Annotated in this window: 18 protein-coding genes; 13 read left to right on the top strand and 5 right to left on the bottom strand. The window is 69.6% G+C overall.

All coding sequences use genetic code 11. The features are described 5' to 3' along the window. Positions 1-10: 10 nt before the first annotated feature. Complete coding sequence (locus tag M9979_RS06185; RefSeq protein WP_340689050.1) at positions 11-2,296, bottom strand: FdhF/YdeP family oxidoreductase; 2,286 nt, start codon at positions 2,294-2,296, stop codon at positions 11-13. Positions 2,297-2,413: 117 nt separating this feature from the next. On the opposite strand from M9979_RS06185, the gene trxB reads away from it, so the two are divergent. Next, complete coding sequence (trxB, locus tag M9979_RS06180) at positions 2,414-3,382, top strand: thioredoxin-disulfide reductase (RefSeq protein WP_254288468.1); 969 nt, start codon at positions 2,414-2,416, stop codon at positions 3,380-3,382. Positions 3,383-3,641: 259 nt separating this feature from the next. On the opposite strand, the gene M9979_RS06175 is transcribed toward trxB, so the two are convergent. From M9979_RS06175 to M9979_RS06165, 3 genes are read right to left on the bottom strand one after another with little or no spacing between them, the layout of a single operon-like run. Beyond that, entirely contained in the window at positions 3,642-4,412 is a 771-nt protein-coding gene (locus tag M9979_RS06175) for a hydrolase 1, exosortase A system-associated (protein WP_254288467.1), read from the bottom strand. After that, positions 4,400-5,113: a hypothetical protein gene (locus tag M9979_RS06170; protein ID WP_254288466.1), complete on the bottom strand. Its 714-nt coding sequence runs from the start codon at positions 5,111-5,113 to the stop codon at positions 4,400-4,402. Before M9979_RS06170 ends, M9979_RS06175 begins: the two co-directional genes overlap by 13 nt. Before the next feature lie 11 nt (positions 5,114-5,124). After that, positions 5,125-5,397, bottom strand: coding sequence for an acyl carrier protein (locus M9979_RS06165; RefSeq protein ID WP_254288614.1), 273 nt, complete (start codon positions 5,395-5,397; stop codon positions 5,125-5,127). Positions 5,398-5,480: 83 nt separating this feature from the next. Here M9979_RS06165 and M9979_RS06160 point away from each other — a divergent pair, with 83 nt between their 5' ends. Next, a complete protein-coding gene (locus M9979_RS06160) occupies positions 5,481-6,974 on the top strand; it encodes an AMP-binding protein (RefSeq protein ID WP_254288465.1) in 1,494 nt (497 codons plus the stop codon). Further along, the gene (locus tag M9979_RS06155) at positions 6,971-8,185 is read left to right on the top strand and encodes a pyridoxal-dependent decarboxylase, exosortase A system-associated (protein WP_254288464.1); all 1,215 of its coding nucleotides are present in this window, start codon (positions 6,971-6,973) and stop codon (positions 8,183-8,185) included. Before M9979_RS06160 ends, M9979_RS06155 begins: the two co-directional genes overlap by 4 nt. A gap of 151 nt (positions 8,186-8,336) precedes the next feature. Here M9979_RS06155 and M9979_RS06150 read toward each other — a convergent pair whose 3' ends face one another. Then, positions 8,337-8,762, bottom strand: a complete 426-nt coding sequence (locus M9979_RS06150) for a DUF4879 domain-containing protein (protein ID WP_254288463.1) — start codon at positions 8,760-8,762, stop codon at positions 8,337-8,339. Between the two features lie 151 nt (positions 8,763-8,913). Here M9979_RS06150 and M9979_RS06145 point away from each other — a divergent pair, with 151 nt between their 5' ends. The 10 genes from M9979_RS06145 to M9979_RS06100 all read left to right on the top strand — a co-directional run bounded on the left by M9979_RS06145 (position 8,914) and on the right by M9979_RS06100 (position 21,774). Further along, positions 8,914-9,558, top strand: a complete 645-nt coding sequence (locus tag M9979_RS06145) for an XrtA/PEP-CTERM system exopolysaccharide export protein (protein ID WP_254288462.1) — start codon at positions 8,914-8,916, stop codon at positions 9,556-9,558. Between the two features lie 139 nt (positions 9,559-9,697). Next, entirely contained in the window at positions 9,698-11,209 is a 1,512-nt protein-coding gene (locus M9979_RS06140; protein ID WP_254288461.1) for an XrtA system polysaccharide chain length determinant, read from the top strand. Positions 11,210-11,226: 17 nt separating this feature from the next. Next, positions 11,227-12,270 carry an AAA family ATPase gene (locus M9979_RS06135; RefSeq protein ID WP_254288460.1) on the top strand — a complete coding sequence of 348 codons (1,044 nt, stop codon included), beginning with the start codon at positions 11,227-11,229 and terminating at the stop codon, positions 12,268-12,270. Next, positions 12,267-13,871 (top strand): hypothetical protein, encoded by a 1,605-nt coding sequence (locus M9979_RS06130; protein ID WP_254288459.1) that lies wholly within the window; start codon positions 12,267-12,269, stop codon positions 13,869-13,871. The genes M9979_RS06135 and M9979_RS06130 overlap by 4 nt, the downstream gene beginning before the upstream one ends. Before the next feature lie 10 nt (positions 13,872-13,881). Then, complete coding sequence (locus M9979_RS06125; RefSeq protein ID WP_254288458.1) at positions 13,882-15,189, top strand: ExeA family protein; 1,308 nt, start codon at positions 13,882-13,884, stop codon at positions 15,187-15,189. After that, positions 15,179-16,033 carry an XrtA system polysaccharide deacetylase gene (locus tag M9979_RS06120; RefSeq protein WP_254288457.1) on the top strand — a complete coding sequence of 285 codons (855 nt, stop codon included), beginning with the start codon at positions 15,179-15,181 and terminating at the stop codon, positions 16,031-16,033. Before M9979_RS06125 ends, M9979_RS06120 begins: the two co-directional genes overlap by 11 nt. A 2-nt stretch (positions 16,034-16,035) precedes the next feature. Continuing rightward, positions 16,036-17,076, top strand: coding sequence for a FemAB family XrtA/PEP-CTERM system-associated protein (locus tag M9979_RS06115; RefSeq protein ID WP_277998435.1), 1,041 nt, complete (start codon positions 16,036-16,038; stop codon positions 17,074-17,076). Continuing rightward, positions 17,076-18,356 (top strand): glycosyltransferase, encoded by a 1,281-nt coding sequence (locus M9979_RS06110; RefSeq protein ID WP_254288455.1) that lies wholly within the window; start codon positions 17,076-17,078, stop codon positions 18,354-18,356. Before M9979_RS06115 ends, M9979_RS06110 begins: the two co-directional genes overlap by 1 nt. Then, entirely contained in the window at positions 18,353-19,888 is a 1,536-nt protein-coding gene (gene xrtA / locus M9979_RS06105; protein WP_254288454.1) for an exosortase A, read from the top strand. Before M9979_RS06110 ends, xrtA begins: the two co-directional genes overlap by 4 nt. Further along, on the top strand, positions 19,888-21,774 hold the full coding sequence (locus tag M9979_RS06100; RefSeq protein WP_254288453.1) for an XrtA/PEP-CTERM system amidotransferase: 1,887 nt from the start codon (positions 19,888-19,890) through the stop codon (positions 21,772-21,774). The genes xrtA and M9979_RS06100 overlap by 1 nt, the downstream gene beginning before the upstream one ends. Positions 21,775-21,811 lie beyond the last annotated feature (37 nt).

The raw sequence follows: 21,811 nt of genomic DNA, 5'->3' as shown, positions 1-21,811 counted from the left end.
GCGCCGAGGATCAGGACGATTTCTCCACGCGCACTGGCACGGATTTTCCAGCCGGAACATGGCTTTGTTCGGCTTTGTGCGTAACCGGTATGAGAATGTTGCACTCCGGATAATAAGCGCCGAGGCAGCCGCGCGGCACGTCATAGGGGACGACGAGCAGCTTCGCGACGCGCCGGTTTTCGTTGCCGCCGGCATCGCCGACGAGGTCGACGAGATCGTGCTCGGCGAGGCCCTGTTCGGCCATGTCGGCGCGGTTCATGAAGACGATGTCGCGCGTGCCCTTGATGCCGCGGAAACGGTCGTGATAGCCGTAGATCGTCGTGTTGAACTGGTCGTTCGAGCGCAGCGTCATCAGCCGGAACCGGCCCGGCGCGTCCACGAAGCCGCTGGCGTTCATCGCGGTCGGCACGTTGAATTCCGCCCGGCCGCTCTCCGTCAGCCACTGGCGATGCGTGGCGGGCACGCCCTTCCAGAAGCCGCCGGGGGTCCACATCCGTTCGTTGAAGCGCGCGAACTTGTCTGGATAGGTCGCCTCGATCGCATCGCGGATGAGTGCGTAATTGCCGACCCAGGCGTCCCAGTCGACCTTCGGATTGGGATCGATCGTCGCCTTGGCGATGCCGGCGACGATCGCGGGTTCGGACAGCAGCGTCTCCGCCGCCGGCGTCGCGCGGCCGCGCGAACCGTAGATGCGGCTGAAACTGTCCTCCATCGTGACCGCCTGCGGCCCGCTCGCCTGTTCGTCGGTCTCGATCCGGCCGAGGCAGGGGAGCAGATAACAGGTCCTGCCGGGCAGCAGATGCGTGCGGTTCAATTTGGTCGCGATGCTGACGGTGAGGTCGAGCTGCTGCCACGCGGGCTCGATCGCCGCGGTGTCGGGCACCGCGCGGGCGAGGTTGCCGCCGAGGCCGATGAACGCCCGTGCGGTGCCATCGACGATATGCTCGCAGGCGGCGACCGTATCCCAGCCCTTTTCCCGCGGCGGTTCGAAATCGTAGAGGTCCTTGAGGATGTCGAGCGGCGCGAGTTCGGGCTTTTCGGTGATGCCGACGGTGCGCTGGCCCTGCACGTTGCTGTGGCCGCGGACGGGGCCGAAGCCCGCGCCGGGCTTGCCGACGTTGCCGCGCAGCAGCATCAGATTGACCAGCGTGTGGAGGTTGTCGATGCCGTGGACGTGCTGGGTCAGCCCCATGCCGTAGACGCAGATCACCCGCTTCGATTTGACGTAGACCGCGCCGGCGGCCTCCAGATCGTTGCGGGCGAGGCCACTCTCGCGCTCGATCTCGTCCCAGCCGGTGGCGCGGACCTTGTCGGCGAACGCCTCGAATCCCGTGGTGTGTTCGGCGATGAAGGCGTGGTCGAGGATCGCGGGCGCGCCGATCCGCTGGCACTGGTCGTCCGCCGCGATGACGTATTTGCAGATGCCCATCAGCGCGGCGATGTCGCCGCCGGTCTTCACCTGGTGATATTGCGTGGCGATCGGGGTGGATTTGCCGGTCGCCATTTCGATCGGGTTCTGCGGATCGGTGAAGCGTTCGAGGCCGCGTTCCTTCAGGGGATTGAACACGACGATCTCGACACCGCGCTTGGCGCAGGCGCGCAACGGGTGGAGGAAGCGCGGGCTGTTCACGCCCGGGTTCTGGCCGAAATAGAAGATCGCGTCGCACTGGTCGTAGTCGGACAGGTGGATCGTGCCGACCGGCGATCCGATCGCCGATTTCAGCCCGACCGAGGTCGTCTCGTGGCACATGTTCGACGAATCGGGCAGGTTCTGGCTGCCGTACATCCGCGCCATCAGCGCCCACATATAGCTCGTCTCGAGACTGGCGCGGCCGGAGGCGTAGAAGACGACTTTGGTGGGGTCGTAGGTCTTGAGGTGCGCGCCGATGTCCGCGAACGCTTCCGCCCAGCTTACCGCGACATAGCGGTCGCTGTTCGCATCATATTTGAGCGGGTGGGTGAGGCGGCCGGCCTGTTCGAGGTCGTAATCCTTCCAGTTGCGCAGCTCGGTGACGGTGTGCTGCGTGAAGAAATCCGGCGTGGTGCGGAAGCTGGTGAGTTCCCACGCGGTCGCCTTCGCGCCGTTTTCGCAAAATTCGGCGATATGCGGATGCGCGGGCTTTCCCCAGGCGCACGACACGCACATGAAACCGCCGGGCTTGTTCTGGCGGGTGAGCTCTCGCGCGGTCTCGACGCCGACCTTTTCGCGGATGTTGATCTCGGCCACGGATTTCATCGAACCCCAGCCGCCGGAGGGGCCCGTATAGGGGGTCGTGCTGATCGACTCGTCGCTCACTGATAATCCCTTCCGCTATGTGGCGGCAACGCGTGCCGGACGGGGCGGTTCAAATCCGATCCGCGATACCCTAGATCAGCGTCACGAATCTTCCATTTCCGACAGGCAGCCGTTTCCATGACGACCCACACTACGCGTATGCTCATCCTCGGTTCGGGTCCCGCCGGGCTGTCGGCGGCGATCTACGGCGCGCGCGCCGGCATGGCGCCGATCGTCGTGCAGGGCATCCAGCCAGGTGGACAGCTGACCACGACGACCGACGTGGAGAATTATCCGGGTTTTGCGGATGTCATCCAGGGGCCGTGGCTGATGGAGCAGATGCAGAAGCAGGCCGAGCATGTCGGCACGCGGCTGATGTGGGACACGATCATACAGGTCGACCTGTCGACACGGCCGTTCCGGCTGATCGGCGACGGCGGCGACGTGTACGAGGGTGACGTGCTGGTGATCGCCACCGGCGCGCAGGCCAAGTGGCTGGGCATCGACAGCGAGGAGCCGATGAAGGGCAAGGGCGTCAGCGCCTGCGCGACCTGCGACGGATTCTTCTACCGCGGCAAGAAGGTCGCGGTGATCGGCGGCGGCAATACCGCGGTCGAGGAGGCGCTGTACCTGACCAACCATTCGGACGACGTGACGCTGATCCACCGTCGCGACACCCTGCGTGCCGAGCGGATCCTGCAGGAGCGGCTGCACGCGCATCCCAACATCACCGTGCTGTGGAACAAGGAAGTGCGCGAGTTCGTCGACGGTGGCGGCAATGCCGGGCTGGTCGCGCTGGCGCTGGAGGATACGGTCACGGGCGAGACGTCGCGGCTGGATGTCGAGGGCGGCTTCGTCGCGATCGGGCATCATCCGGCAACCGAGCTGTTCCGCGGGCATCTGGCGCTGGACGACGACGGCTATATCGCGGTCGAAACGGGATCGACGCGGACCAGCGTGCCAGGCGTGTTCGCGTGCGGCGACGTGGCGGACAAGGTGTACCGCCAGGCGGTGACCGCGGCGGGGACGGGATGCATGGCGGCTTTGGACGCGGAGCGGTTTCTGGCGGCGGCGGAGTTCGCCGAGTTGGCCGAGGCGGCGGAGTAACGTTTCCACGTCAGGCACTAAAAGAAGAAGATGTGACTCACGCGAAGGCGCGAAGACGCGAAGAGAAAAAGAAGAAGGTTTGTTCGCGCGGAGGCGCGGAGACGCGGAGGTGTTGTGCTTGGCGCGAAGCGCTTCCGTCATCATGACCCGATCAGATTTAAGGCCGCTCCGCGGCTGACTCTGCCGAACCACCTCCGCGCCTCCGCGTCTCCGCGTGAACAACCTTCTTCCTCTTCGCGTCTTAGCGTCTTCGCGTGAATCACATCCTTTTCGCATCGAGCGCGTCGAACACCGCGGCGCGCAGGCGGTGCTGATCCTGCGGCCGCGCGAAGCTGTGGGAGGCGGTTTCGATCAGCTGCGCGGGCAGGTGGCGGGCGGCGGCGCGATAGGCTTGTGCGGTGGCGTCGCCGGTGGCGAGGAGAACCGTGGCGGCGTTGCCCCATCGTTCAATCGTAGCGACGACGCGGGCGGCGAATGTCTGTGGTCGGGTGGCAGATGCTTTGCGTAAGCCTTTGATAGCTTTTGTCATATCTATTTGACCGGCGAGCAGGCGCGCCCAGGCGCGGGGGCTGGTCAGGCGCTGGCGGTAGGTGGCGCGGATCGCGGCGGCGGGGGGGAGGTCGTCGGTGTCCTCGATCGTCCAGGGGTTGGCGAGGAGCAGGCGGTCGATGCCGGCGTCGTGGCCGTAGAGCGTGAGCGTGGTGGCCGCGTCGCAATTGCCGTAGCCGACGATCGTCGTGACGTGCGGTGCGTGGGCGCGAAACGCGGCGGCGGCGGCGATCAGGTCGTCGCGGGCGGACAGGAAACCGGCATTGGCGCCCGTCGAATCGCCGATGCCGCGGCGGTCGTAGCGGAAGACGGGGCGGCCTTTCGCGGCGACCTCGGCGGCGAGCAAAGCCATGCCGCGGTGCGCGCCGCAGCGGATCTCGTTGCCGCCGGAGACGATCAGCAGACCGGTCGCACCGAGCGCCGCGTCGAGCGTGCCGATCAGCGTTTCGCCCGCGCATGGAAAGGCGATCAGGCTTCGCATGTTGCAATCCACTCTGCGATGTCGTCTGCAAGTATCTGTGCCAACGTGATATCATCGCCCGGTTCGCTGCGTCGCCAGAGCGGGGCGACATCGATCTTGCGATCGGCGGGGGCGGGGTCGCTGGCGAGACGGACGACGCGGCGAGGACTGCCGGGCCGGTCGAACGGCGTGGCGGCGGACAGCGACGACAGCAGATCGGTGGACAGCAGGTTGCCGGCGATCTCGACCGGGTCGGCGTCGCCGTAGATCATCGCGTCGCGGTCGCCGTGATGGCCGGCGGCGCGCCAGATGCGGTGCAATTCGCGGAGGAGGTCGTCGCCACGCTGCGGGGCGAAATGCCAGCGGCCGCTGTGCAGCGCGCAATAGTCGAGCAGCGTGCCGCTGCGGATGCCGAGCGCATAGGTGCGGCGGCCTGCTTCGTGGCAGGCGCCGGTGACCGCCTCGAGCGCTTCGGCCATGCGCAGGATGGTGAGGTCGGCGAGCGGCGTCAGGCTTTCGCCCTGGCCGGGGACGTCGGGCAGCAGCCCGGCGATGCCGCGATCCGCCAGCGCGCGCAGCAGGCCGACGGTGAAGGTGCGGGTACGGTTGGCTTCTTCGAACAGCGGCAGCGCGGCGACGACGACCGGGCCGGTGTCGGGGCCGAAGCGCAGCAGCGCCTCGCGGCCGCCGCTCCAGTCGTAATGGTCGATGTGCGGCGCCATGCCGCCGGACGCTAGACCAGCGCCTTGCCTGCGGCAAATGCGACGAGCGCGCCGAACGTTTCGAGCATGTCGCCGTCGACCTCGTCGTCCTCGATCAGGATGCCGAGCCGGTCCTCGATCTCGGTCAGCACGCCGGCGACCGCCATCGAATCGAGTTCGGGCAGCGCGCCGAACAGCGGCGTCGTCGCGGTGAAGCCGGCGACCCGTTCGGCGGAGAGGCCGAGCACGTCGGCGAGCACGGCGCGGACGGTCGATTCGACTTGCGTATAGCCTTCGGGAAGCAATGCGGCGGCCCTGATCGGTTGCGGATCGCCACGCGGTAGAGGCTGGGGCTGCATTCGGCAACGGGGTGGCGCTATGAGGGGCCATGGCTCCCGATCCAACGCCCCGTCCCATCGACCATGTGCTGCGCGGCGCAGCCGACGCGCCGGCGCTGATCGAGCGGGCAAGGACGTGGTCGTTCGCCGAGGTCGAGGGTGCGGTCGCGAGCGTCGCCGGGTGGCTCGGCGGGCTGGGGCTCGCGGCGGGGGAGCGGGTGGCGACGTGGCTGCCGAAGACCGCGCTCGCCTGCGTCATGCCACTGGCGGTCGCGCGCGCGGGGCTGGTGCACGTGCCGGTCAATCCGGCGCTGCGGCGGGCGCAAGTGGCGCATATCCTCGCCGACAGCGGCGCGGCAATGCTGGTGACGCAGCCTGCGCGGGCGACGACGTTCGAAGCGGGCGACGTGCCCGATGCGTGCCGGGTGGTGGCGGATGGCGAGGTGCCGCTCGCTGCCGCGGGGCCGGGGCGGTCGGCGGGCGATCCGCAGGCGCTGGCGGCGATCCTCTATACCTCCGGGTCGACGGGGCGGCCGAAGGGGGTGATGCTGTCCCACGCCAATCTGTGGCTGGGGGCGGTGTCGGTGGCGCATTACCTGCGGCTGGCGGCGGACGATCGCGTGCTCGGCGTGCTGCCCCTGTCGTTCGATTATGGGCAGAATCAGCTGTTTTCGAGCTGGTATGCCGGGGCGGCGGTGGCGCCGCTCGACTATATGACGGCGCGCGACGTGGTGAAGGCGGTGGAGCGCGTGGCGGCGACGACGCTCGCCGGGGTGCCGCCGTTGTGGGTGCAGTTGCTCGACGCGGACTGGCCGGCGGAGACGGCGGTGCGGCTCAGGCGGCTGACCAATTCCGGCGGCGCGCTGAGCGAGCGGCTGGTGCGCGGGCTGCGCGCGCGGTTTCCGCAGGCGGAGCTGGTGGCGATGTACGGGCTGACCGAGGCGTTCCGTTCGACCTGGCTCGATCCGGCGCTGATCGATACGCACCCGGATGCGATGGGGCGGGCGATCCCCTTTGCCGAGGTGATGGCGGTGAAGGCGGACGGGTCGCGGGCGGTCGGCGAGCCGGGCGAGCTGGTGCATGCCGGGCCGCTGGTCGCGCAGGGCTATTGGCGCGATGCCGAGCGGAGCGCGCTGCGCTTCCGGCCGGCGCCCGATTGGGCGGCGAGCAGCGGCATGGCGGTCTGGTCGGGCGATACGGTTGTCGAGGGGGCGGACGGGCTGTTCCGCTTCGTCGGGCGCGACGACGAGATGATCAAGAGCGCGGGCAACCGGATCAGTCCCTTGGAGATCGAGGAGGCAGTGCTGGCGGGTGGCGAGGCGCGCGAGGCGGTGGCGATCGGCGTGCCCGATGCGCGGCTGGGGCAGGGGATCGTCGTGGTGCTGGCGGGCGATGCGACGAGCGAGGAGGCGTTGCGGGCGCGGTTGCGCGGGCTGTTGCCGAGTTTCATGCAGCCGATGCGCTACGAATGGCGCAGCGAACTGCCGCGCAACGCCAACGGCAAGCTGGATCGCGCGGCGATCCGTGGGGAGGTGACGGCATGAAGCCGATGGGGGCCTTGCCGGCGGAATTCGCCGCGCAGAGCGGCATGCTGACGATCGCCGGGACGGCGGCCGAGGCGTGGGCGGCGGAGACACCGGTGTTCGTCTATGACATGGGAATCGTCGCCGCGCGGGCGAACCGGTTCCGCGCAGCATTTCCCGATGTCGATCTGCATTATGCGATCAAGGCCAATCCGCTGCCGACGCTGCTCGAGCGGATCGCGCCGCTGGTCGACGGGCTCGATGTCGCGTCGGGGGGCGAGCTGGAGAAGGCGCTGGCGGTGAAGCCGGCGGGCGCGATCAGCTTTGCCGGGCCGGGCAAGCGCGATGGCGAGCTGATCGGCGCGATCCGCAGCGGCGCGACGCTCAACGTCGAATCGGAGGGCGAGGCGGAGCGCGCGTTGCGGCTGGGCGAGGAGCTGGGCGTCGCGCCGCGGCTGGCGGTGCGGGTCAATCCCGATGTCGAACTGCGCGGGTCGGGGATGAAGATGGGCGGGCGGCCGTCGCCGTTCGGGGTCGATGCGGCGCGCGCGGCGGCGCTGGTACGGCGGGTCGTCGCGGACGGAGCGGACTGGCGGGGGTTCCATATCTATGCCGGCAGCCAGGCGCTCGACGCCGGCGCGATCGTCGAGACGCAGGCGGCGACGCTGGCGCTTGCCGCGCGGCTGGCGGACGAGGCGGGGGAGGCGCCGCCGCTGGTCAATCTGGGGGGCGGGTTCGGCGTGCCCTATTTCGCCGGCGACGCCAGCCTCGACGTCGAGCGGGTGGGGGCGGCGCTGGGGGAGGCGTTGGCGCAGCGGCCGGCGGTCTTGCGGGAGGCGCGGTTCGCAATCGAGCTGGGGCGGTGGCTGGTCGCGGAGGCGGGTGTCTATCTGACGCGCGTCGTCGATCGCAAGGAGAGCCAGGGGGAGACGTTCCTCGTGACCGATGGCGGGCTCAACCATCAGCTGGCGGCATCGGGGAATTTCGGGACGGTAGTGCGGCGGAATTATCCGCTGGCGCTGGCGCGCGACGTGACGGGCGAGGGGCGCGAGACGGTGTCGGTGGTGGGGCCCTTGTGTACGCCGCTCGACCGGTTGGGGGACCGGGTGGGGTTGCCGCCGGCGGAGGTGGGGGATGTGATCGCGGTGTTTCTGGCGGGGGCGTATGGCGCTTCGGCGAGCCCTGCGGGGTTTCTGGGGCATCCGCCGGCGTTGGAGGTGGTGGCAGGGTAGGGGCACGTCCCCTCCGTCATGCCGGACTCGTTCCGGCATCCACCGTCCCGCGAGCCTAGACGTCGCGATTCGGGGACGCGTGGACCCCGGAACAAGTCCGGGGTGACGGTGTATCCGCGGTTGGGGCAAGCCTTTTCACAGGCCGTTTCGATCAGCCGATCGTGATTTCGGCGGTCAGCGTCTGTGCCGGCAGGTTTGCCGAACTGTCCTGCACCGACACCGTTGTCCCGGCGGGTAACGGGCCGAGATGCCAGGTGATCTCCAGCCCCGTCGTCGCCTCGCCGGGTTTGCAGGCGCCGGCGGTGACGGCGGCGCCGCAGAGCGGGCGGGTGGTCGAGGGTGGCGCGGTCACGCGGCCGTCGATGCGCAGCAGGCGAGCGCGACCGATGCCCTTTTCGCGCACGACGAGCGTGATCGGGCCGGTGTGGCGGCGCGCCGTTTCGGTCTGGCCGGGGGCGATGCGTTCGGCCTGCGTGGCGGAGGTAATCGCGGCGATCTGCACGTCGGTCAGCGGCGGTGCCGACTGGGCGAGGGCCGGAGCGGCGACGAGGGCGACGAGCGGGACAGCGCGGATCATGCGCCGAGCCTAGCGTCCCGCGAGGCCCGCGGCGAGGGGGCGCCGTCGATCCGGCCGATACGTTCCTAACGCTATCTTCACCTCTCCCGGGCCATAGCCGTCTGGAAGCCCGTACTGCGCCCGGCGTGATGGGCGGCCAGGAGAAGACTCAATGCGTTCCGGTGTTTCCGTCCGTGTCCTGCTCGCCATCGGCGCCGCCGCGTCGGCGCTCGGCGGCTGTTCGAGCGGTGGTGGCCGCGCCGAATTGCCACCCGCATCCTATGTCGCGTCGAAGGAACAGCCGGGCGAGGAATATGTCATCGGCCCGCTCGACCAGCTGAACGTCTTCGTCTGGCGCAATCCGGAGCTGACCGCGAAGGTGCAGGTGCGCCCCGACGGCCGCATCACCACCCCGCTCATCAACGACATGCCCGCGGTCGGAAAGACACCGTCGATCCTGGCGGCCGACATCAAGAAGGCGCTGAGCCAGTACGTCACCGATCCGCGCGTGTCGGTGATCGTCGAGAATTTTTCCGGCACCTACAGCCAGCAGGTGCGGATCATCGGCGCGACCGAAAAGCCCGCCTCGATCGCCTATCGCGCCAACATGACGCTGCTCGACGCGATGATCGCGGTCGGCGGGCTCAATCAGTATGCCGCGGGCAACAAGGCGAAGCTGGTCCGCCACGATCGCGATACGGGTGAGCAGCACGAGTACAAGCTGCAGATCGCCGATCTGCTGAAGAAGGGCGATTCGAGCGCCAACGTCAGCCTGCAGCCCGGCGACGTCATCATCATCCCCGAATCGATGTTCTGAGGAACACGAGCGTGATCCCGTCCAATCACCTCCCGTTCGCCCTGAGCCTGTCGAAGGGCCTGAGTCTCATTGTGCTTCGACAAGCTCAGCACGAACGGCTGGGGCTGGGCGTATCTTTGTCTAGCGAGCGACCGAACGCATGAACGGCATCTACGACGAGGCGCGGCTCGCGCTGCACGCGATCTGGACGCGGCGCTGGCTGGCGCTGGCCGTCGCCTGGGGCGTGTGCGTGCTCGGCTGGTTCGTGGTGAGCCAGATGCCGAGCAAGTACGAATCGAAGGCGCGCGTGTTCGTGCAGATGCAGTCGATCCTGCCCGCGTCGATGGACGCGCCCGCGCAGACCCAGCAGAAGGACGTCGATACGATCCGCCAGACCTTGGTCAGCGCGGTAAACCTGGAAAAGGTCGTCCGCGGCACCGACCTTGCCCAGACGGTATCGAGCGATCGCGACATCGCCGATCGCGTCGCCGGCCTCGCCACCGCGATCAAGGTGGAAAGCCAGCAGGACAATCTGTTCCAGATCACGACCACCGCGGCTTCGCCGAAGCTGGCGCGGTCGATCACGCAGAAATTGATCGACATCTTCGTCGAACAGAACCTGGGTCGCGATCGCAACCAGACCAGCCAGAGCCTCGACTTCCTCGACAAGAATCTGGAGCAGTTGCAGAAGCGACTCGCCGACGCCGACGCCAAGCGTTCCGATTTCCAGACGCGCTATCTCGGCTCGCTGCCCGGCACCGGCACGGTCAGCGACCGTATCGGCGCGTCGCGCAGCCAGATGGCGCAGGTCGACGGCGACCTCGCCGCCGCGCAGTCGAGCCTTGCCGCGGTGCAGGGCCAGATGGCCGGCACGCCGGCGACGATCCCCGGCATGGGTGGCATGGCGGCGGGGCCTGCGCGCGCCGCGTTGAACGCCATTCAGGGCCAACTCGCCGATGCGCGCGCGCGCGGCTATACCGACCAGCATCCCGACGTCATCGCGCTGAAGCGCCAGCTGAGCGCGGCGCAGGGCGCGGCGCGCGGCGAGCCGCTGGGCGGCGGCACCGCCGGCACGCCCAACCCGCTGTATCTGTCGCTGCAATCGATGATCGCCGACAAGCAATCCGCGGTCGCCGCGCTGCGCATGCGCAAGGCGCAGCTGCAGGGCGATCTCGACCAGCTGAACGCCAAATTGTCGGGCGATCCCGAGGTCGCCGCCGAACAGGGGCAGATCGACCGCGACTATCAGGTGCTGAAGGACCAGTACGACCAGCTGCTGACCCAGCGCCAGCAGATCGCGCTGCGGGGCCAGGCGCAGACACAGACCGACAACGTCAAATTCTCGGTCATCGATCCGCCGACGACGCCGCGCGCGCCGACCGCACCCAACCGGATGCTGCTGCTGACCGGCGTGCTGATCGTGGGGCTGGGCGCCGGCGTCGGTGCGGCGTTCGCGATGGGGCAGCTGCGCGCGACCTTCGCGACGGGTCCGCGGCTGGAGAAGGCGACCGGCATGCCGGTGATCGGATCGATCGGCGAAGTGGTGACGCGGCTGCAGGCCGACACCCGCGCCAAGCGACTGAAGCTGTTCCTGGGCGGCACCGCGGGGCTGGCGGCGGCATACGTGCTGCTGCTCGGCGTCGAGGTGCTCCAGCGCGGCATGGCGGCGTGAGCGCGGGTGAGGACGATATGATGCACAAACCCATCCGCCGCGACTCGCTGCTCGAGCGTGCGGCACAGGCCTATGATTTCAGCGCGGCGCTGCGCCAGCGCGCGCCCGTGCCCGACCTGCCCGAGCCGGCCGTCGCCGCGCCGCGGCCGATCGCGGTCGCGCCGATCCCTGCACCCGCACCCGCACCTTCGCCCGTCGTCGAGGACGACTGGATCGCCGCGGCGCCGGAAGCGGATCCCACCTTCCTCGCCATCCCGCCCGAATTGCGTGCGCCGGTGGGGCAGGAGCTGCCACAGTCTTTCTACGACACGCCCGAGCTGACCGATATCGCCGGCATCGACCGCGGCATGCTGGCCGAAGCGGGGATGATCGTGCCGGGTGCGCCCGTTGGGCCGCTCGCCGAGGAGTTCCGGCTCATCAAGCGCCAGCTGCTCATCACCCGCGAGCGTGTCGCGCAGACCGGGCAGCGCGACAAGGCACGTACCGCCTTGGTGTGTTCGGCGCGGCCGGGCGACGGCAAGACCTTTTGCGCGGTCAACCTCGCGCTGTCGCTCGCCGCCGAGCGCGATACCGAGGTGCTGCTGGTCGATGCCGATTTCGCCAAGCCCGACGTGCTGGTGCAGCTGGGCCTCGCCGAACAGCCGGGGCTGCTCGACGCGCTCGCCGACAGCCGGATCGATGTCGAAAGTCTGGTGATCCGCACCGACGTCGGCGGCCTGTCGATCCTGCCCGCGGGCACCAAGACCGCGACCGATACCGAATTGCTGGCGTCCGCGCGCACCCGCGTGGTGCTGGCGCGGCTGCTCGAGGCCAATCCGCGCCGCATCGTGATCTTCGATTCGCCGCCCGCGCTCGCCGCCTCGCCCGCCGCGGTGCTGGCGATGCTGGTCGGGCAGGTGATGCTGATCGTGCGCGCGGACCATACGCCGGAAAGCGAATTGCGCGAGGCGGTGCAGCGGCTCGACGGGTGCGACGAGATCGCGCTGGTACTCAACGCCGTCTCGTTCGTGCCCGGTGGGCACCGCTACGGCACCTATTACGGCCAGGAGGCAGGCAAGTGATCCGGGTTCTTTCCATCGGCGTCGCGCTCGGCGCGCTCGCCGCCGGCACCGCCGCGCAGGCGCAAAGCCGGCGGCTGACCGCCACGCCCTATATCGAACTGGGGCAGGTGCTCGACGCCGATCTCAACAGCGGCGACGTGCTGACCTATTCCAACGTCGCGGTCGGCATCGACGTCGCGGCGAGCAGCGCGCGGGTCAACGGCCAGTTGTCGTATCGCTACGAGCGCCGCATCGCGTGGGACGACGATATCGGCGATTCGGATATCCACACCGGCCTCGCCCGTGTCTCTGCGCAGGTCGCGCGCGGGCTGATGCTGGAGGCGGGCGGGATCGCGACGCGGACCCGTTCCGATATCCGCGGCGCGGCGCCGGGCGTGCTGGTCGGCAACGTCGACAACATCAGCCAGGTCTATGCGGTCTATGGCGGCCCCAGCTATGCGACGCATGCCGGGCCGGTCGCGGTCGCGGCGAGCTATCAGGCGGGCTATACCAAGGTCCAGACGCCCAGCTTCACCGGGGTCGCGGCGGGGCAGCCGCGGCTCGACTATTACGACGATTCGTTCGGGCAGGTCGCGGGGCTCAGCCTCGGCGTGCAGCCGGGGCAGGTGCTGCCCGTCGGCCTGACCGCGAGCGGTGGCTGGGAGCGCGAGGATGCGGGCCAGCTCGACGGGCGCTACGAGGCGTGGCGTGCGCGCGGCGACGTGCTGGCGCCGGTCTCCGCCAACGTCGCGCTCACCGCAGGCGTCGGCTACGAACGCGTCGAGACGAGCAGCCGCTCGGCGCTGCTGACCGCGGCGGGCGCGCCGGTGGTCGACGGCGACGGCCGTTTCGTCACCGACGAGGCCTCGCCGCGGCAGATCGCCTATCGCACCGACGGCGTCTATTACGACGCGGGCGTGGTGTGGCGGCCCAACCGGCGCGTGTCGGCCGAGGCGCATGTCGGCAAGCGCTACGGCACGGTCAGCTATACCGGGCTGGTCACCTATCAGGCGTCGGAGCATGTCGGCTTCTCCGCGGACGTGTACGACAGCGTGACGACCTTCGGCCGGCAGCTGCGCACCGGCCTGTCGCAATTGCCGACCAGCTTCATCGCGGCGCGTGATGCCTTCACGCAGCAGTTCAACGGCTGCGTCTTCTCGACCAGCGGATCGACGCCGGGCGGCTGCCTCAACGACGTGTTCCAGTCGATCTCGACCGCCAGCTATCGTGCGCGTGGGGCGGACGCGGTGCTGTCGATCACCCGCGGGCGGTCGAGCTATGGCGGCGGCATCGGCTATGCCAACCGCAAGCTGTTCAACCGCGACACCGTGCCGGGCGTGACGCTGTACGGGATCGAGGATCAGAGCGCCTATGGCCAGCTGTTCTGGAACCGCACGCTGACGCCGGCGTCGACGGTCGATCTCAACGCCTTCGTCAATTACTACGAATCGGGCGTGGCGCAGGCAGCGGGCGTATGGTCCTATGGCGGCACCGCGAGCTACGGCCACAGCTTCGGGCGGGTCACCACCTCGGCCAGCGCGGGCGTTTACGCGTTCGATACCGGCGATGTGGATACCAGCTGGTCGGCGCAGGCGATCCTTGCCGCCCGCTATTCGTTCTAAGGGGTCGGACATGTACGAAGACCATTTTGGCCTCTCCGGGCGGCCCTTCCAGCTGACGCCGGACGCGCGCTTCTGGTACGAGACGGCGACGCATCGCAAGGCGATGGCGTACCTCGGCTATGGCCTGGCGCAGGGCGAGGGCTTCGTCGTCGTCACCGGCGACATCGGCGCGGGCAAGACGACGCTGGTCGGGCATCTGACCGGCATGCTCGACAGCGCGGCGCTCAACGTCATCACGGTCGTGTCGACCGCGATTCCGGCGGACGATCTGTTGCGCATCGTCGCGACCGGGCTGGGCGTCGATCCGGCGGGGCTCGCCAAGGCGCAGCTGCTGACCGCGATCGAGCGGGGCTTGCACGCGGTAGCGCGGTCGGGACGGCGGACGCTGCTCATCGTCGACGAGGCGCAGGCGTTGCCCGTCGATGCGCTCGAAGAGCTGCGCATGCTGTCCAACTTCCAGGCCGGCGGCCATGCGCTGCTGCAGATCCTGCTGCTCGGGCAGCCCGAGTTCCGCGAGCGGCTGCATGGCTCCGACCGGCTCGAGCAACTCCGCCAGCGCGTCATCGCCATCCATCATCTCGACCCGATGGAGCCGCACGAGGTGGCCGATTATATCGCGCACCGCCTGTCGGTGGTCGACTGGCAGGGGCGGCCGGATTTCGCTGAGGATGCGTTCGAAGCGCTGTATCAGGGGTCGGGCGGCGTGCCGCGGCGGCTCAACCAGCTTGCCGGCCGGGTGATGCTGGCGGCGGCGATCGAGGGGCTGGAGCTGATCGACGGCCGCGTCGTGCGCGGCGTGCTGCGTGACCTGCATGCCGATCTGCCGATGCTGGCGGTGGACGCGCCGGCGGCGGCGGTGGTGCCCGAGCCGCAGCCCGAAGCCGAAGCCGAAGCCGAAGCTGAACCCGAACCCGAACCCGCCCCCACCGTTCGCCCTGAGCCTGTCGAAGGGCAGGCGAGTCCCGATGTGCTTCGACAAGCGCAGCACGAACGGATCGAGGACGTGGCTAACGCAACAGACGAACCCGACGAAACGTCGGTGCGCCGCTTCGTCCCGCGCACCACGCAATGGCTCGACCCGCTGCCCGACGAGCCCGCCGCATCGCCGCCCGAAGACGACCGCATCGTCGCGCTCGAGGCGCGGGTGGCGGAGCAGGAGGAAGCGCTGCGGCGCGTACTGACGCTGCTGGTCGACTGGGTCGAGGCGGATCGCGGCGAGGCGGCGGCGGCAGCCTCCGCGGTGGTTGCGGGCGTCGCCGAGTTCAATCAGGATCATGTGCCGATCCGCGCTCCGGCGGCCTGGGACCATGCCGCGTAGCCCCGTGCTCAACGGCCTGTCGGTCGATGTCGAGGAATGGTTTCAGGTCGGCGCGTTCGAACGCACGATCGCCAAGGACGATTGGGATTCGATTCCCAGCCGGGTCGAGGGCAACACCGGCGCAGTGCTTGACCTGTTCGCCGAGAGCGGGGTCGTGGCGACGTTCTTCTCGTTGGGCTGGGTGGCGGAGCGGCACCCGCGGCTGATCCGGCGGATCGCGGACGCCGGGCATGAGATCGCGAGCCACGGCTGGGACCACCAGCGCGTCTTCACGATGGACCGCGCCGCGTTCCGCGCCGACCTCGCCCGCGCCCGCGTGGCACTGGAGGATGCGAGCGGGCAGGCGGTCACCGGCTATCGCGCGCCGAGCTTCTCGATCGACACGCGCAACCTGTGGGCGTTCCATGAACTCGCCGAGGCGGGCTATGCCTATTCGTCGAGCGTCGCGCCGGTGCGCCACGACCATTATGGCTGGCATGATGCGCCGCGCTATGCGTTTCGGCCGCTGAAGGATTCAGGCCTGATCGAGCTGCCGGTGACGGTGGCGAAGGTCGCGGGGCGGCATCTGGCGACGGGCGGCGGCTTCTTCCGCATGCTGCCCGCGGCGCTCTCCGATTACGCGGTGCGGCAGGTCAATGGCGAGGGGCATGCCGGCATCTTCTATTTCCACCCCTGGGAGATCGATCCCGGCCAGCCGCGCGTCGCGAATGCGCCGCTGCGGTCGCGGGTGCGGCATTACAGCCGGCTGGGCGCGATGGCGGGCAAGCTGCGCGGGCTGATCGCGCGGCACGACTGGGGGCGGGTCGACGCAGTCGTGGCCCGCGAAGCGGCGGTGATGGCGTGACGATGCCGCTGCTGGAGATGCCGCTCGGCGTGCGCGAGGCGGACCTCGCCGATGTACGCGAGAGCGGGGCGATCGATGCCTTCGTGCGCAATTGTCCGGGGGCGACACCGTTTCATCTGACCGCGTGGAGCCGCGCGGTCGAGCGCGGTTGCGGGCAGCGGGCGCGCTATCTGGTCGCGAACCGCGCCGATGGCGGCATCGGCGGCGTGCTGCCGCTGACCGAGATGCGCTCGCCGCTGTTCGGCAAGGCTTTGGTATCGACCGGCTTCGGCGTCGATGGCGGCGTGCTGGGCGGCGGCGTCGATGCGCTGGCGGCGGGGGCGTGGGAGCTGGCGCAGCGGCTGGGGTGCCCCGGCGTCGAGCTGCGCGGCGGCCCGGCGCCGACCGGGTGGGAGACGGACGAGACGTCCTACCTCGGCTTCGTGCGCGATCTGGCGGCGACCGAGGAGGGCGAAATGCTCGCCATCCCGCGCAAGCAGCGTGCCGAGGTGCGGCGCGCGCTCGGCTTCGATCTGGAGGTGGTGACTGGCGGCGAAGCGTTGCTGCCGGAGCATTACCGCGTTTACGCCGAATCGGTGCGCAACCTCGGCACGCCGGTGTTTCCGGCCAAGTTGTTTCGCAGCGTCGCGGGCGCGATGGACACCGACGTGCTGACCGTGCGGCATGAAGGCCATGCGGTGGCGAGCGTGCTGAGCCTGTATTTCCAGGGGACGGTCTATCCTTATTGGGGCGGCGGGACCGCAGCGGCGCGGGGCCTGCGCGCCAACGACCGGATGTACTTCGCGCTGATGAACCATGCGCGCGGGCGCGGCTGTGTGCGCTTCGATTTCGGGCGGTCGAAGACCGGTACCGGTGCGGCGGCGTTCAAGAAGAACTGGGGCTTCACGCCGGTGCCGCGCAGCTATGCCAAGCGCAGCGAGGGCGAGACCCGCGAGGTCAATCCGCTCAACCCGAAATATGCGGCGATGGTCGCGACGTGGCAGAAGCTGCCGCTGCCGGTCGCCAACCTGCTGGGGCCGTGGATCTCGCGCGGCCTCGGCTGATGGATCTGCTGTTCCTCGCGCATCGTGCGCCGTTCCCCCCCGATCGGGGAGACAAGATCCGCAGCTATCATGTCCTGCGCTATCTGAGCCAACGCGCGCGGGTGCATCTGGTCGCGTTCGGCGAGCAGGAGGCGGATTTCGACGTGCCGGCGGAACTGGCCGAACAACTGGCGAGCGTCGCGATCGTGCGGCGGAGCAAGTCGCAGCCGCTGGCGGCGATCCAGGCGCTAACAACGGGGCGGCCGGTGTCGCTGACCGCCTTTGCCTCCGCCGAACTGCGGGCAGCGGCGGCGCGGGTGCGGGCGGACGTGGTCTACTGTTTTTCCGGGCAGATGGCGCAATATCTGCCCGATGGCGTGCCGGCGGTGATGGATTTCGTCGACGTGGATTCGGCGAAGTTCGCCGGGTTCGCCGGGCAGGGGGCATGGCCGCTGCGCTGGATGATGCGGCGCGAGGCGCGGTTGCTCGGCGCGTTCGAACGGGACGTGGCGGCAGGCGTGCGGGCGAGCGTGTTTGTGAGTGAGGCGGAGGCGGCGCTGTTTCGTGACGGCGGCGCGACGGGGCGGATCGAGGCGGTGGAGAACGGGATCGATGCGGCGGTGTTCGATCCGGCTTGCCACATTCCGTCCGTCACCCCGGACGTGTTCCGGGGTCCACCGGGCCACGGGCGCATGGCTTCGAGTAACGTGCCTTTCGCCTCGTCGCAGAGTGGACCCCGGAACACGTCCGGGGTGACGGGAGATGTGAGCGGAGGGCGTGCTTCGCCACTGATCGTCTTCACCGGGCAGATGGATTACCGGCCGAACGTCGAGGCGGTGACGTGGTTCGTGCGCGAGGTCCTGCCGCTCGTGCAGGCCGCCCATCCCACCGCAGGCTTCGCCATCGTCGGGCGCGCGCCGACCGCGGCGGTGCAGGCGCTGGCGGGTGACGACGTCGTCGTCACCGGCGCGGTTCATGACGTGCGGCCGTGGCTCGCTGCCGCGGACGTATGCGTTGCGCCGCTGCGGCTGGCGCGCGGGATCCAGAACAAGGTGCTCGAGGCGATGGCGATGGCGCGGCCGGTGGTGGCGTCGGTCGCGGCGGCGGAGGGGATCGACCACGGCGGGACGCTGCGCGTCGCCGGCAAGGCGGACGATCATGCCGCGCAGATCACGGCGCTGCTCGACGATCCGGAGGCGGCGGCAACGCTCGGTGCGCAGGCGCGCAAGCGGGTGCTGGCGCGGTACGATTGGGAGGCGCGGCTGGCCCCGCTCGATGCGCTGCTGGGGCTGGCGGCGTGAGCGTCGCGGTCTTGCCGTCCGAACTCGTCCGGCCCGCGGGCGCGTGGCGGCGGCATGGCGTCGCGCTGGGGCTGGCGGTCGCGGTCATCCTGCTGATCTTCCGCGTCGATCTGATCCGGCTGGTGACGATCTGGTGGACGAGCACGACCTTCGGGCATTGCCTGTTCATCGCGCCGGTGATCGGCTGGCTGGTGTGGCAGCGCCGGCGGGAGCTGGCCGCGCTGACGCCGGTCGCGTGGTGGCCCGGCCTGCTGCTCGTCGCGCTCGGCGGCGCCGGGTGGCTGATGGGCGATGCCGGGTCGGTGACCTTCGCGCGGCAATTGGGTCTCGTGCTGATGGTGCAGGGGGCCGTCGTGACCCTGCTCGGCGCGCAGGTGGCGCGCGGGCTGCTGTTCCCGCTTGGCTACGCGCTGTTCCTGGTGCCGTTCGGTGAGGAACTGGAACCGCCGCTGCAGGCGCTGACGGTGCGGATCGTCATGCCGCTGCTCCACCTCTTCGGCGTGCCGGCCGAATCGAACGGCGTGCTGATCCATGCCGGCCGCTATTATTTCGAGGTGGCGGAGGCGTGTTCGGGCGCGAAGTTCGTCATCGCGATGCTGGCGTTCGGCGTGCTGGTGGCCAACGTCTGCTTCGTATCGCGGGTCCGGCGGGCGTGGTTCATGGTCGCGGCGCTGGTCGTGCCGGTGATCGCCAATGGCTTGCGCGCCTTCGCCACCATCTATGCCGCGAACCTGACCAGCGTCGAGGCGGCGACGGGGTTCGACCATATCGTCTATGGCTGGGTGTTCTTCGGGCTGGTGATGGCGGCGGTGCTGGGGATCGGCTGGCGCTGGTTCGACCGCGCGCCCGATGCGCCGGCGTTCGATCCCGCGGCGCTGCCCGCGGTGACGCGCGGGCGCATGGGACTGCCGATGGCGGTGCTGCTTACGATCGCCACCGCCGGCCTCTGGCCGGTATGGAGTGTCGCCATCGCGCAGCGTGCGACGCCGCTGCCCGCCCGAATCGCGCTGCCGCAAGTCGCGGGCTGGGCCCGCGCGCCGCTCAGCCGCACCGGCCCGTGGCAGCCTTATTATCCCGGCGCCGACCATGCGCTGTTCGGGCGCTATGCCCGCGGCGGCGCGGCGGTCGATCTCGCCATCGCCGTGTTCGCGAGCCAGGGCGAAGGCCACAAGATCGGCGCGTTCGGTACCGGCGTGATCCGCGAGGAGGACCGCTGGGTGCGGATCGCCGACCTCCCCCCGATCGCGGGCGGATCGGCGCTGCGCATGACCGCGCCCGGATACGACCGGCGCCCGGTGGAGCGCGTCGTCGCGACATGGTACGTCGTCGGCGATACGGTAACGGCGGACGAGCGCGTGGTGAAGATCGAGACGATGAAGGCGAAGCTGCTCGGTGGCACGCAGCGCGCGGTGGCGATCCATCTGTCGGCGGAGGTCGTGCCCGGTCGCGACGCGCGCGCCGACGTCGCCGCCTTCGCCGCGGCGCTCGGGCCGATCGCCGCCGTGGGTGACGCCGTCGCCGGCATCCGCTGATGTGCGGCATCGCAGGGATATTCCATCCCGGAACCCCCAAGCCGGTCGATCCCGCCCGGATCGCCGCGATGATCGCGGTACAGGCGCATCGCGGCCCGGACGGCGAGGGGATATGGACCGCGCCCGGCGTCGGCCTCGGCCATCGCCGGCTGTCGATCATCGACCTCGCCGGCTCGCCGCAGCCGATGCAGGCCGGCGCGCTGACCGTCACCTACAACGGCGAAATCTACAATTTCGCCGAGCTGCGCGGCGAGCTCGAGCTGAAGGGCGCGCGCTTCGTCACCGGCGGCGATACCGAGGTGTTGCTGCACGGCTGGCGCGCCTGGGGGCCGGCGATGCTCGACCGGTTGAACGGCATGTTCGCCTTCGGCCTGCACGATGCCGATACCGGCACGCTGTTCCTTGCGCGCGACCGGATGGGGGTGAAGCCGCTCCATTATGTCGAGCTGTCCGACGGCAGCCTCGCCTTCGCCTCCGAACTGAAGGGCCTGCTCGCGCATCCGCTGCTGCGGCGGGTGCCGGACGTGACCGCGGTCGAGGATTTCCTCGCCCTCGGCTACGTCCCCGACGATGCCTGCCTGGTCGCGGGGGTGCGCAAATTGCCCGCCGGGCATTTCCTGCAGGTGCAGCGCTGGCAGGGCGTGCCGCGGCCGCGGCAATGGTGGGACGTCAGCTTCGCCGACCGTGCCAGCGGATCGGCCAAAGCGTTGGGCGAGGAACTGCTCGCGCGGATGCGCGACGGGGTGCGCAGCCGGATGGTCGCCGACGTGCCGCTCGGCGCCTTCCTGTCGGGCGGGGTCGACAGCTCCGCGGTCGTCGCGCTGATGGCGGAGGCGAGCAAGGCCGCGGTTCGCACCTGCACGATCGGCTTCGACGAGGCGGGGCATGACGAGCGGGCCCATGCCGCCGCGGTCGCGCAGCGGTTCGCCACCGACCATCACGCGCAGGTGGTGCGGCCGGACGATTTTTCGCTGATCGACACGCTGGTCCATCATTTCGACGAGCCGTTCGGGGATGGCAGCGCGCTGGCGACCTATCAGGTCGCGGCATTGGCGCGGCAGCGGGTGACGGTGGCGCTGTCGGGCGATGGCGCCGACGAGGCGCTGGCGGGCTATCGCCGCTACAAATTCCACGCCGCGGAAGAGCGCGTGCGCGGGCTGTTGCCCGATCGCTGGCGCGCGGCGACCTTCGGGACGCTCGGGCGCTGGTATCCCAAGGCGGATTGGGCGCCGCGGCCATTGCGGGCGAAGGCGACGCTGCTCGCGCTAGGAAGCGATGGCGACGAGGCCTATGCCCGCGCGGTGGGCGTGACGTCGCCCGAACTCCGCGCGCGATTGCTGAGCGGGGAGGCGCGGCGGGCGCTGGCGGGGCATCGCGCCGAGGATCGCTATATCGCCGCGATGCGCGACGCGCCGGCGCGCGACGCGATCGATCGCGCGCAATATGCCGACATCAAGATCTGGCTGCCCGGCGATATCCTGACCAAGGTCGATCGCACCAGCATGGCGGTGGGGCTGGAGGTGCGTGAGCCACTGCTCGACCATCGGCTGGTCGAATTCGCCGCGACCCTGCCGGCGGCGATGCGACTGCGCGGCGGGACGGGCAAATGGCTGATGAAGCGCAGCCTCGAACGCTATCTGCCGCGCGATACATTGTACCGGCCCAAGATGGGGTTCGTGACGCCGATCAGCGCCTGGTTCCGCGGCGCGCTGGGACACGAGGCGGAGGCGCTGACCCGGTCGCGGCTGCTCGGCGACAGCGGCTGGCTCGACATGGCGACCGTCGGCCGGCTGGTCGAGGAGCATCGCGGCGGGCGTGTCGATCATGGCCGGACGCTGTGGCAGCTGCTGATGCTCGAACGCAGCGCCCGGCGCCTGTTCGGCTGAACCAAAAACCGGCGCTGTCATCGGCGTGTCACCAAAC

This window comes from Sphingomonas liriopis (assembly GCF_024211255.1).
In the GTDB taxonomy this organism is placed as follows: domain Bacteria; phylum Pseudomonadota; class Alphaproteobacteria; order Sphingomonadales; family Sphingomonadaceae; genus Sphingomonas; species Sphingomonas liriopis.
Note: the sequence above shows the minus strand (reverse complement) of the source record. Positions and strands in the feature narration are given on the sequence as shown.